Source organism: Vibrio sp. L5-1 (assembly GCF_021728315.1).
GTDB classification, from domain to species: Bacteria; Pseudomonadota; Gammaproteobacteria; order Enterobacterales; family Vibrionaceae; genus Vibrio; species Vibrio splendidus_K.
Genome location: NZ_JAKKCQ010000001.1, coordinates 1175216 through 1187241 on the forward strand (window position 1 = coordinate 1175216; position 12026 = coordinate 1187241).

Here is a 12026-nt window from a genome sequence, read left to right on the forward strand (position 1 = left end):
ACATAGGGAAATTTTTCAGAATATTTCGTGTGATTGAATGTCGATTCGATATTAGAGCAAGATAGTAAAGGCGAATAGCTTTAGAAGATTAAAGGCTGTTATGGAGAGGTGGAACAGAAGTGATGAAGCTGATAATCAGGGTAAAAACGGATTTCAATATGGAGCTTCAGTTTACAGTGTAAATCCAAGATTCTAATTTACACTGTAAATCTAATTTGTAACGGTCAGTCTCTTTAAATGATGGCTTGTCTATTTACACTGTAAATTTGCCAGCAAAACATCGACGTCTTTACGAAACTGAATTTCTGCTTGTTTGCGACCAACAAGATTAAACTGTTCAACACAAGTCCCCCACTCTTTCTGCTGAACGACCTTTGCGATGAGTAAGTCAGAAATACCTATGTTTCGATCGTTACCAAGTAGAATCAAGTTCAGTACGCTGAAGCTAATCGCATCGTAACTGTTGCCACCGTTCACGTAATTTCTAACTAACTGAGTTTCAAATTCACTAACGGTATCGACACTCTTTGGCAGCAGTACGCGCACCATTTCGGTTTCAAGTGAAACTAAAGAACCTGAAACAAGAAAGCAGTAGCTACGCTCGAAGTGACTTAGAGCTTGGTTAATCCAGCTTTGGGAGTTTGAGGTAAGCGCCTTAACCATCAATACCGAGTGGCAGCCACTTGCCTGATCCCGCTGGTGGCCAATATGGACAGGTACAAAATCGTTATCGCGCCAGAATGAAATCAACTCACTAGTCGCACCGAAGCTTGTCGCCAGATAATCCGCTTGGCTGGTTTGCTCTGATAACTTAGCCAACATCCAACCACCAATGCCCAAACCTTGATGACGAGTTGAAACTGCAATGCGCATCACTCGAAGGCAGCGACTGGTCGCCGCTTCTGTAGAGCCAAGTTGGTTTGCCAGCAACACAGGAGCAAGGTGTCCTTGAGGCCTGCGTTTTCCAATTTGAATCTGAGCAATCAAATCTTTATCTAAACCACCCTCTTCAGTGACCAACATACAACCTAAGCATTCATCTTGCTGCCAGGCTGCGTACAAGTGGATTGCTGGATTGTTAAGGAACTGCATTAAGTCATTGGGCGACGTCTGATAATGAGCATCCACAAGAAGAGAAAAACATCGTTGTAACTTGTGTGGATTAGCCAAACAATCTGCTTTTGATAGTTCAACTAAATTTAATTGGTTGATTGTCTTATCAGAAAAGTTATCTAACTCATGAATCGCCGAGTCACTTAGCGACGCGTCGTTACCAAGCAGGAAGCAGTCAAACAACCAAGCTTCTAGTGGGTCGTTGTTATTCCAACGAATAGGTTGTTCGAGCTTAAAGCCCTTCCAACCAGGGCGGTGTACAGAAAGCCAAGATTCAAACTTAATCCCAAACCCTCGGCCACTACCCTCGTAACCGTGTACCGTGGTTGAAAAAACCATACGGTGATAACTGACGACCATAGATTTAAGTATCGGGATTGGAATGGCAGCCGCCTCATCGACCAATAACAAATCGCAATCAGGCTTAGATTGAAGTAGTTCATCCGGTGCGACGAATCTTAGGCTGCCACCTTGATGGCCGATGTTAGTAGTACTTATAACTTCACAAGGGCCTAGCCGTTGGCTTGCGTGAGCAAATACCGGCTCAACCGCTTTAACAGAAGGAGCGGTAACAATGATGTTAAGCCCGTGACGCTCAACCAAAAGCTCCGCTGCCGCGATACCTAATGTCGAACTCTTGCCGCGACCTCTGTCTGCAGTGAGAATCAAGGGACGCTTTCGATGTCCAGAGACGACTTTCTTGACTAACTCTACTGCCGTCTTTTGTTGCTCAAATCTATCGAACAAATTCGGTTGGGTTAATTCTTCAGGCAAAGGATTACGAGTATAAAGTTGCGTTAGCTGTTCATCGTCTTGTGAAACAGAAAACAGTTTGGCGAAGTTAGACGCTAACCAACGTTTTCCAAAAGTAGAATTAAAACCCTCTTCATATTCATCGGATTTGGGCGGGATAACCAACAACAAACCGCCACCGACTAACGCACCTAGTGCAGCACTAAAACTGTTGGCATCAAACTGCTCTCTAAAATCACAAACAAGAAGTTGGCATTCTCGGCCTAAGAGTTGTTGCCCCTTTTTAACCGGAACATGTGTTACCGATAGAAAAGGCGAACCACCCATCTGGAAAACTGTTTGTGCTGAAGAGGCATCAAGAAAGCTTTGAATCGTAGCGTCTTGCCAACCACTATCACCAGAAAAGACAACACCATAACGATGCTGATTATGCTCGGCTGTTTGGGAAAGAGTATGTAGGAAAGTGTTTGTTGGGTTCTTCATAATTAGCGTCCAGATTCATCTAGACACAGTTTATCACAGCCAAATAAAAAGCCGCATAATGCGGCTTTAGAGTCGTAATGGAAAGTCGTCGACTTAGTCGAGCTTCGATTGAACGAAGGCTAAAATCTCTTCCATTGTCGCATCATCCACTTTCTTAAGGTTCAACGCTAAGTTTGAACCCTTACGGCTGTATGAAGCGCGGCCTTTAATAAGCTCAACTTTTGGCGAAGCTTTCTTCGCTGGCGCTGGCGCCAATTCAAGAATCCAACCTTCCAAAGTTTCAGTAACATCTTTAGTTAAACGCGTAACACCTTGTGCTTCGCTACGCTGCCATACAAAACCTTCAGAAGCATCGCACTTAGTCAGTAATATTTGCTGCTGTTCGCCAGTCAGGCCACCGAATTGTTTGTGTAGCTTAACAATGGTTGGTCGACCAAGATCGCTCACATTTGGGTAAGCTTGTAGCAGTTCAAGAGGCAAAGCCGCCGCTTTCAACGCGCCACTCACCAAAGCTTCACTGCACTGGAACATTTTCGCTAGTGCTTTCTGGTCTTCAGCTTCGCCTTTATCTAGCTTCGCTTGCATCTCTTTACCCTTCTCATACAGAGAAAGCGGTTTATGAGCGTTAGCAACATCAGATAGGAACTTAGCGTGTTCGCCGTTGATGTTTTCAGCAACATAGATAAGGAACTCTTTGTCAGCCAAAATACACGACATACGACGACGGCTACCATCAAGAACTTCAATCTTACCGTCTTTGTTTTTACGACCAACCGCTGGGTATTGCTGGCCACGTTCTTTCAATGTTGTAAGAACATCAGAAAGCGCGTGCTCGTTTAAGAAAGATTGCTCACGAGCATTTTCTTCGAAAACAACCGTTTGAGTTGCTACGTCAGCCGCCGGGATTCGAACTAGTTCAAATGAAACCAATTCTTCGCCTGCAACAGAAAGCTCGATCACTTGAGCCTGTTCTTTAGCCGCTGTTTGAGCCTCTTGTGGCGTAGCTACGCGACGTTTGTTTGCTTTACCAAATAGCTTTGCATTTAAGTCAGATGTTTTAATCGCCATTCTTGTTATCCCTGATTAAGTGAAGGCCAGTTGCTATGTAATACACGCTCTAATTCTAGAGCACTTTTTTGTACTGCGTCTTGAGCGACAGCCAGAGTTTTCTTACCACCCTCAAAGTCGCTCACCGTTAGATCGAAAACCGTGCTGTAAGTATCTGCACAGGTTTCAAAAGCGCGGCTTCTTGGAATAGTGGCCATCATTACTTGGTCATTCAACAGGTAGTTCATCTCAGTTAATACTGATACCTGCTTCTTGTTGTCGTCTTCAAACATGGTTGGCATTAGACGAACAAATTCGAGCCCTTTCCAGTCATCCGGGAACATCTCGTACACGGTTGGTAAGTGCTGGAAGAAGTTAACCGTTGAAGCCCAATCCAAACGCTTGGCAGCACATGGAATCAGAAGAGCGTTCGATGCGTACATTGCGTTCCACACTAGAGGGTCTACGTGCGGGCCGGTATCAATCATAATCACATCAAAATCATCCGCAATTTTGTCGATAAGCTTCTCTTTTAAAAGACGAACAATATCAAGTGACTGATCTTGAGATAGGCTTTGCCACGCTTCAGCGTTAAACATCGCGTCTTCTGGGAACGCCGAGATCGTCTTTAGATTCGGATACTGTGTTGGTAAAAGTACGTTCTTACGCAAGAATTCAAGATCAACATCTTGGCCTTCTGGCACGTTGTCCAACATGATATCAACAGCAGAATAGATACTGTCGTGCTCTGCACCACTAATTTGTGGGTTTAAGAACAGACGCAAAGAACCTTGTGGATCCAAGTCAATCAAGCAGATACGGTAGCGCTTATCTAAGTTCAAAGACAGACAAGCCGCTAGGTGAACCGCTGTCATTGATTTACCCGTACCGCCCTTTTGGTTCTGTACGTTAATAACCCATGGCTTATTGTCTACATGCTGCTTACGTTGGTGGAACTTCGGCACTTCAGCTGCATCCATCAGCATGTGAGCTTCAGTCAATGAAATCGAGTAATGATTGGCGTTGTTCTTTGTAAACTGATGACCATCCGCTTCAAGCTTGTTGATAGCCTCATCCAATTTTCGACGAGTTAAGCCTGAACGCGTCTCCATCATAGCTTTAGACATTGGAGGGAAATGTTCATCACTTCGCTCTTCCAGAATAATCTCAATTCGGTCAGCCTGAACTTGTTGAGTTTGTTCGGCTAGCTGATAGAGCTTATCAATCGTTTGTTCTCTTTTCATTGCCAGTTTCCGTAATGATTAACCTAGAACAAATTGTACAGCGATTAACAACAAACACAACAAAAACATGAACATACATTTATGAGTAAAATCACACAAAATAGACTGTATTTTTACAGTTTGATGAAACAACGGCTAATACAAACACAAAAATGACCTTTTTGGTCATGTATAACCGTTCTATTTCTTCTTTACATTTAAAATGTTACAGCATCACTTATTTACAATGTAAATAGAATTTCAGAGAAAAATCTTCGGAACGATTGAAACACAAGCATAGATTACGGTTGGTGTGATTTGCATTCTAAATTGATAGATTTTCAACCAACAAAGAGTAAAACCTAAAAAGTCGCTTGGTTAATAGGAAACAAAGCGAAGGTGAGATGTCACTAAACAAAAGAAAATTGAGCCTCAACCGGAAGAATGATCATGGGATAGATAACTCGTAAGAAAATTGATAAGTCCATATTATGAAGCATGATCAAGGTGTAAACTCATCAATAATGATCCGTATGAATGCCCGTTCGAAATGATCAACCTCCGGAAAAATGATCAAGTAAATATCGTTCCGGAAGCATATAGATTTAGAGCTAACTTACGGACAAATGCTTTTGCAATGGGGATTCAAGCTCTATAAGGCCTGATTGGTTAGAAATTCAATCGACACAGAATGGAAATGCAGAAACATGACAATTTCATGATCATGCTTCCTGATTTATTGTGTTGCGAGCTAAAAGTGCCCAACCACTGACGGTGTGACCAATCTCGACCAATTTTTAAACATAAAAGGGGAGGAAAGATATAAAAGCCCCATTACTTGATCATTGTTCCGATGAATTGGCTGTCAAAAATATCCACATAGGTGACTTAGAAGCCGCTTAATACAACTTGATCAATTACGGACTGTGGATAAGCTGTATAAGCATAATGATCATGCTTTCGAACCGATAATGATCATGCTTACAATGACTTAATGATCATCGTTCTGAAGTTCTGTGATCATGCTTTCTTTAATTTAATGATCATCGTTTCGGGCTCTTTATGATCATGCTTTCCAATTGGATTTTTTTTAACACTTATAATTCATACACTTAAAAGCAAATTCAAAGCCAGATCATTAGATCACTTAATCATTTAAGATCATATTAATCAAAAAGATCAGTTATTTAAAAGCCAATAAATTCTCTTTATTTATGATCATTCTTTCTTTATCATTCAGGAACTATAGTGAAATTACGGTTAGTGTGATACGGATCAAAAATGAAACCAGAAGAGAAATTGTTAATTAAGGCACGAAGCCACAAAGATGGTCATTTATTTGAGGTATCTGAAACAGCCGTTGAATGGATAGAACAATATCAACACTTCAAAGGGGTCACCAAAAGCATCGTTGAGCTTCTTAACCTAATTTCACTACGTGGGTTTAGCAGCAAAGATGGATACGTCTCCACCACCGAGATCATTGAATCAACTGATGGTCAAGTGACTCGCGCTGCCTTGCAACAAAGGCTGAGAGCCGCTGTAAGTATTGGTCTGTTCAAACAAATCCCAGTTCGTTTTGAAGAAGGCCTTGCGGGTAAAACCATGTTGCATCGCTTTGTGAACCCAAACCAATTGATATCGGTTCTGGGTGCTACCAGTTTAGTGACAGAAAGCGTCAAGCAAAATGAAAAACAGAAGCGTTCTAAAGCGCTAGCTCAAACCAAAGTAAACAAGCGCTTACTGAATGAACACGGACTGAATACGCCACCGACGATGAAAGACGAAGCGGATCAATTCATTGTTTCTCCAACCAATTGGGCGGGGATTATTGATCAAGCGTTGGCGCCACCTAGAACCCGTAAGAGCTACCAGAAATCTATGGTTTCGATCTCTGGCACTCGAGCGGTGATCGAGACACGATCTTCTAAAAACATCATGACGGTTGACGATCTGATGACGCTGTTCGCGTTATTCACGCTTACTGTCCAATATCATGATCACCACCAAGATGATTATCATCTCGACGCGAAACACACACCGAACAAAACACCACTCTACATCACGGATATTTTGTCTTTGCGTGGCAAGAAAGACAGCGGTCCTGCACGCGATTCGATCCGTGACAGTATTGACCGTATTGAATTTACCGATTTCCAACTGCACGAGCTCACGGGCCGTTGGCTTAGCGAGAACATGCCAGAAGGCTTCAAGAGTGATCGTTTCCGATTCTTAGCTAGAACCATTACGGCATCGGAAGAAGCGCCTACAGAGGGCTCTGATGGCGAAATTCGCATTAAACCGAACCTGTATATCCTTGTCTGGGAACCTTCGTTCTACGAAGAGCTCCTGACGCGTGATTATTTCTTCCTATTTCCGCCAGAAATCCTGAAACAACATACCTTGGTCTTCCAAATGTATTCGTACTTTAGAAGCCGTATGGCACGTCGCCACTCAGATTGTATGTTGCTGAGCGAGCTGAACCAGAAGTTGGCTCGTAATATCGATTGGCGTCGCTTCTCGATGGATTTGATCCGCGAACTAAGAAAATTGGGTGAAGTAGGGGATCAAGAAGATACTTTCCTAGTGAATCTTTGGGGTTATCACTTGACGATCACGGCGTTGATCGAAAAAGGCAAAACCACCGATTATCAGGTTGATATCAAATGTAATGTTGAAGAGGTGTTGCGTTATTCAAGAGCGCGTACCACCAACGCCGGTAAGCGTAATATGGCCCCAACGTTACCGAACCCGCTGCGTAACGAGATGGTGTCTAAGCAGAAGCTGGAAGAGCTGTCTGAGATTATCGATGGTGAGTTTGAGCCAATTCAACGTAAAGCTCCGTCGCCAAGAGGCAAATTGGGACGTCGAGTTAAGCAGCGTAAACATTCTGTTGAGATCAACGCTGATGAGATCATGATTACTCTCTCTAAATATACCTCCACAGAGGCTCTAGAACGCAGTATAACGGCTTTATCTGCTATGACCGGGCATTCACATGCCTCAATCAAAGAAGAGTGCTCAGAGCTCATTGAGAAGCTTGATTGGTTGAGAGTAGGGGAGGATGTTATCCCATACGAAACACTGAGTCGCTTAATTGAGCTGTACAACGACCGTGACAGCACCAGCAATCGACACCTGTCCATTGAACGTTTGATTTCTGGTTTGGCTGTACGTCGTAAAGTGTGTAAACAAGTTCACGAAGGCCATTTGGACGAGAATGTGTTTCTAGCGCTCGATGAAATGGCGATTGGCCATTAATCACGAGGGCGTGTTGATCTTTCGAGCTGATTTTTGCAGTAGAAATACCCAGTAGCAAGAAGCCGCTATTTACGGTCGATGAATGGATAGTTTGAACACATTAGGTGCTGATTAAAACCGCACCTAACGCTGACAAAGTTCTGACAATGTAACGCATCCAGTTGATTATTATTTATTCCGAATAGACAACCTTTGTCCTTTCTTATGATTAATAGATTGGCTCATATTTTGTTACATCATACTGAATAGATTTTTGCGAGTTCCTAAGGGACTCGCTTTTTTTTGCCTGAAATTCGCATAATTATTAAAATTCAATAGCTTACGTATTATTCCTTACTGCTAATCCTGAAGCATGATCAAGGTTAGATCGTGCTTTTTACGGATCCTATTTGTGAAAGGATTCTGCTTTGGTGTTTGATCGATCAGGGTTAAACCGTGGAGTGGATCAGTGGCGTTGACGTAGAGCTGCACCTTGATCATCGTTCTGGTGTTGGCTTGCCATAAAACGCACATGCGATTCGATCAGTTTTTCTGATTCTTCCTTCCAGCGCGGTTCTTGTTGTTGGTTAGCAAACTCCAAAGCCAGCACACATAAGTGTTGTACCCGCTTGGTACACCACTCTTGTAGGCCGGGCTCCGCTTTTGGGTCACAAGACACCGCCTGAAGCTTACCGTAAGCAAACATCAGGTATTGATAGGCCTTTTCTTGATGGTGCGGGTTTTCGATTGAGTTTCGATAGAAAGTAAAGATTCTCAGGCACCCATCCAACCAACACGCGATGCCTTTGCTTTGTTCATCCGTGATCAAAGGCCCCCAGAGTGCATCTGGAGGCGTTAAGATCAAAGGTTCTAACCGGTCCACTTGATCATGCTTTCGGTCTTTGTACCAATCTCCGATCCGCTCTAACCAAGTGTCTAGTTCATTCATGCAACGTTATCCCACTGTTTTACAAAGTGATTATCAGCAACTTGCTTTACTTCATGCTGTATTTCACTGCTTTGCTCTCGAATACGATCAGCGTCTATTGAATAGTTTGGCTCATTTTTGACCAGTTCGCCAAATGGTAGATCGGGATCCGGCACCGCGGAGATCAACAATTTAGTGTACGGGTGTTGGGGGTTGGTTAAGATCGACTGCGTTGATCCCCACTCGACGATCTGGCCTTTGTACATCACTGCTGTCTCTTCAGCTATGTAATGTGCCGTGGCAAGATCGTGGGTAATGTACAAAAAGCCAATTCCTAACTCTTGCTTCATTCGTTGCATTAGGTTTAACACGCCAAGGCGAATCGAGACATCTAACATCGAGGTCGGTTCATCGGCGAGGATAACCTCGGCCCCAACCGCAAGAGCTCTTGCCAGGTTAACCCTCTGTCTTTGGCCTCCACTGAGCTCGTGTGGGTATTTGGCGAGAGTTTCTATGGGTAACTCCACCAGCGTTAATAACTCCTTGAGACGCTCTGTGAGAGCCTGTTTCGTGGCAACTTGCTTATGGATTTTAAGCGGGCGCGTTAAGTGGTGCTCAATGGTGTGAGTTGGATTAAGTGAGCCAAATGGGTCTTGAAATATCATTTGTACGCGGCTGCGGTAATCCAAGATATCTTTACGGCTTTTTAGGGTAGAGATGTCTCTGCCATTGAACAGTATCTCTCCCTCTGTCGGTGCGTAAACCTTGGTCATCAATCGGGCGCAGGTGCTTTTCCCGCAGCCTGATTCTCCAACCAGCGCCAATGTTTTACCGGCATGCAAATCAAAACTCACCCCATGTAGTGCTCTAAAGATTGCTTCTTTGCCAAATCCACCGCCGACGGTGAACTCTTTAACGAGGTTTTTCACTTGAAAAATAGGTTGTGACATAGAGCTCTCCTAGCACGTAGTCGCGTGCGCATGTTCGTGAATGTTAGGGAAAGAACTCCATAGCTTTTGGGTATAGGAGTGCTGAGGGTTGTTACGAATCTCATAGGCTTGGTTGATTTCAACGATCTGGCCGTGGCGCATGATGGCAATGCGGTCACATAGCTGGCTCATTAGTGCGAGGTCGTGGGTGATGAACAGTATCGAAAACCCAAACTCTTCTCTGAGTTGGTGTATTTGCTGCAGAATTTCGCGTTGTACAACCACATCAAGCGCCGTTGTCGGCTCGTCCATGATGATCAGCTTCGGGTTAAGGGCGAGAGCAATGGCAATCACCAAACGCTGACGCATGCCGCCACTGAACTGATGCGGATATTCGGTGAGGCGGTTACGAGGAATGTTTACAAGGTCGAGGAGCTTCTCTGCACGGTCTTTAGCTTGTTCGTTGGTCATTCCTTTGTGATGACGTAAAACATCAGCGAACTGCTCTTCAATGGTCAGTACGGGATTGAGTGAGTTCATCGCACTTTGGAACACCATGGCGATTTCGCTCCAACGCAAGGTGTTCAAGTGGTCGTCAGATAAACCGAGCAGATCTTGTCCGTCGAACAGTATCTTCCCTCCAGAGATGAAAGCAGGCGGTTTGTGTAAACGGTTAATGGCAAACGCGATGGTACTTTTTCCGCACCCTGATTCGCCAGCCAAACCAAAAATTTCGCCTTGGCCTATGCTAAAGCTTACGGATTTTACGGCATTAAAATCGCCGTCATCGGTGATGTAATCGACACATAGATTCTTCACTTCGAGAAGTGGTTTATCTGGATTTTCCCTAGACATGATAAATACTCAGTTATGATATTGATAACTATTATCATTAACATGAAGTGAATTTAGTGAAAGCGATGAGCACAAAAAGAATGAAGTGCCTCGAAATTTATCTTGGGTTATTTCACGAAGTTTCAGTGAGAAACAATAAATGAGAACGGGGAAAATGAGAGGTGGATCAAACCACATTTCTTATGGGGAATCTTGTAAATGTAATTGCAGAAAATGGCTTTGGCAAAGTTTAAATGAGGCATTTATTAATTAGCTTTGTGAAGCGTCGGAATCATCACATTTCAGTACAGAATGTCTTAACAAGTGAAATAGCATTTGCTACAGATTACCTGTCCATTACATGGTGCTTTTCGGAGGAAAACATGTCCATTAATTCTATCAACCATGATGAAATGACAAATATTGCAAACAAGTGGGATGCTGAAGAAGAAGTATCTTTCAAACCAGAAAAGAAAATGAAGTCCGCTGAAGCTCGTCGTCGTATTGAAGCTCTAAGAGAAATTAGAGAAAGCGGTTTTAGTCTGGAAGAAGCGAGGGAACTAGGTCTTATTCACTAAGGACCCCTATTGCATTTAAGAGGGTGGCGCACCGCCACCCTTTGATTTATATAACTTTTTAAAAGGGCTGTGAGTTTTTTATAAGTAAACCATGCTCCTTGTCTCCCACCATTTAACTCCATTGTCCTGCCTTTACATTGCTTGTTCCCGACTAAAAACATGCTCATGGCATACTCTTGAACTAAGTTGTTTGACAGCAATATGCAACGCCACTAATTTTAAAGTTAAAGCAAAAATATGCGATGTCGTTGGTAAGGAGAAGGCTATGTCTAATTCTGTGGCTAAAGCCAAAGAAGTGCTGTTTTATGAACCTGAAGATCCAAACGGATACCTGTCAAATTTTGCAGCTTGTCCCATCAAGGTTAACGATCAGGTTTGGGCAACCAGCGAACATTATTATCAAGCGATGAAATTTGTTTCTGAAGCGTTACGCAATACTATTTTGGAAGCCAGTACCCCTGCTGAAGCGTTCTCTTTAAGTCGTGATTATGAAGACCAAGTTCGAGAAGACTGGTATGACATTCGTGTTGAAGTGATGCAGTTCATTGTGACTGAGAAGTTCAGACAGAACCCCCAGTTTGCGCTGTTTCTGACTAACACCGGAGATTCGGTGATCAAAGAGCATTCTCATAAAGACCATTTTTGGGGCGATGGTGGTGATGGAACTGGTGAGAACCGCTTAGGTGAAATTTTGATGGCGGTGCGACAACAGCTTCGTAATCAACAACTGCATTTGATTGCTTCGCACTAACCTATCGAGTACAAGTTCAAAGATAGTTTCCCTAAACGTTAAATTTTAAAGGCCGCTCTGCAATTTAATATTAAGCTAGACTAAGCAGAGCGGCCTTTTCGTTGCAAATCGAGCTAAGGTGACTAAGAGTAGAAAAGTGCTCTATAA

9 protein-coding genes are annotated in these 12026 nt (G+C 43.3%); 3 read left to right on the top strand and 6 right to left on the bottom strand.

Annotated elements, in window-relative coordinates:
* Positions 1–249: 249 nt before the first annotated feature.
* The 3 genes from L3V35_RS04800 to L3V35_RS04810 form a co-directional block, all read right to left on the bottom strand.
* Positions 250–2349 carry a GNAT family N-acetyltransferase gene (locus L3V35_RS04800; protein ID WP_237298650.1) on the bottom strand — a complete coding sequence of 700 codons (2100 nt, stop codon included), beginning with the start codon at positions 2347–2349 and terminating at the stop codon, positions 250–252.
* Positions 2350–2442: 93 nt separating this feature from the next.
* Positions 2443–3417 (bottom strand): ParB/RepB/Spo0J family partition protein, encoded by a 975-nt coding sequence (locus tag L3V35_RS04805; protein ID WP_065206531.1) that lies wholly within the window; start codon positions 3415–3417, stop codon positions 2443–2445.
* Between the two features lie 5 nt (positions 3418–3422).
* Positions 3423–4640 carry a ParA family protein gene (locus L3V35_RS04810; RefSeq protein WP_004732566.1) on the bottom strand — a complete coding sequence of 406 codons (1218 nt, stop codon included), beginning with the start codon at positions 4638–4640 and terminating at the stop codon, positions 3423–3425.
* A 1260-nt stretch (positions 4641–5900) separates the two neighbouring features.
* On the opposite strand from L3V35_RS04810, the gene L3V35_RS04815 reads away from it, so the two are divergent.
* Positions 5901–7880: a replication initiator protein RctB domain-containing protein gene (locus L3V35_RS04815; RefSeq protein WP_004732568.1), complete on the top strand. Its 1980-nt coding sequence runs from the start codon at positions 5901–5903 to the stop codon at positions 7878–7880.
* A gap of 445 nt (positions 7881–8325) precedes the next feature.
* Here L3V35_RS04815 and L3V35_RS04820 read toward each other — a convergent pair whose 3' ends face one another.
* Genes L3V35_RS04820 through L3V35_RS04830 form a run of 3 tightly spaced genes read right to left on the bottom strand, consistent with a single transcriptional unit; the run spans position 8326 to position 10571 of the window.
* On the bottom strand, positions 8326–8808 hold the full coding sequence (locus L3V35_RS04820; protein ID WP_054546038.1) for a hypothetical protein: 483 nt from the start codon (positions 8806–8808) through the stop codon (positions 8326–8328).
* Complete coding sequence (locus L3V35_RS04825) at positions 8805–9737, bottom strand: ATP-binding cassette domain-containing protein (RefSeq protein WP_237298652.1); 933 nt, start codon at positions 9735–9737, stop codon at positions 8805–8807. Before L3V35_RS04825 ends, L3V35_RS04820 begins: the two co-directional genes overlap by 4 nt.
* A 9-nt stretch (positions 9738–9746) precedes the next feature.
* On the bottom strand, positions 9747–10571 hold the full coding sequence (locus L3V35_RS04830; RefSeq protein ID WP_054546040.1) for an ABC transporter ATP-binding protein: 825 nt from the start codon (positions 10569–10571) through the stop codon (positions 9747–9749).
* Positions 10572–10933: 362 nt separating this feature from the next.
* Between L3V35_RS04830 and L3V35_RS04835 the strand changes: the two genes are divergently transcribed.
* Positions 10934–11128, top strand: a complete 195-nt coding sequence (locus tag L3V35_RS04835) for a hypothetical protein (protein WP_004732575.1) — start codon at positions 10934–10936, stop codon at positions 11126–11128.
* 190 nt (positions 11129–11318) lie between these two features.
* Positions 11319–11879, top strand: coding sequence for an NADAR family protein (locus L3V35_RS04840; RefSeq protein WP_237298654.1), 561 nt, complete (start codon positions 11319–11321; stop codon positions 11877–11879).
* Positions 11880–12026 lie beyond the last annotated feature (147 nt).

What these genes read in the sequence shown, in the direction of transcription:
- L3V35_RS04820 (WP_054546038.1), bottom strand. Translation starts at nt 8,808, where the DNA reads ATGAATGAACTAGACACTTGGTTAGAGCGGATCGGAGATTGGTACAAA.
- L3V35_RS04825 (WP_237298652.1), bottom strand. Translation starts at nt 9,737, where the DNA reads ATGTCACAACCTATTTTTCAAGTGAAAAACCTCGTTAAAGAGTTCACC.
- L3V35_RS04800 (WP_237298650.1), bottom strand. Translation starts at nt 2,349, where the DNA reads ATGAAGAACCCAACAAACACTTTCCTACATACTCTTTCCCAAACAGCC.
- L3V35_RS04810 (WP_004732566.1), bottom strand. Translation starts at nt 4,640, where the DNA reads ATGAAAAGAGAACAAACGATTGATAAGCTCTATCAGCTAGCCGAACAA.
- L3V35_RS04830 (WP_054546040.1), bottom strand. Translation starts at nt 10,571, where the DNA reads ATGTCTAGGGAAAATCCAGATAAACCACTTCTCGAAGTGAAGAATCTA.
- L3V35_RS04815 (WP_004732568.1), top strand. Translation starts at nt 5,901, where the DNA reads ATGAAACCAGAAGAGAAATTGTTAATTAAGGCACGAAGCCACAAAGAT.
- L3V35_RS04805 (WP_065206531.1), bottom strand. Translation starts at nt 3,417, where the DNA reads ATGGCGATTAAAACATCTGACTTAAATGCAAAGCTATTTGGTAAAGCA.
- L3V35_RS04835 (WP_004732575.1), top strand. Translation starts at nt 10,934, where the DNA reads ATGTCCATTAATTCTATCAACCATGATGAAATGACAAATATTGCAAAC.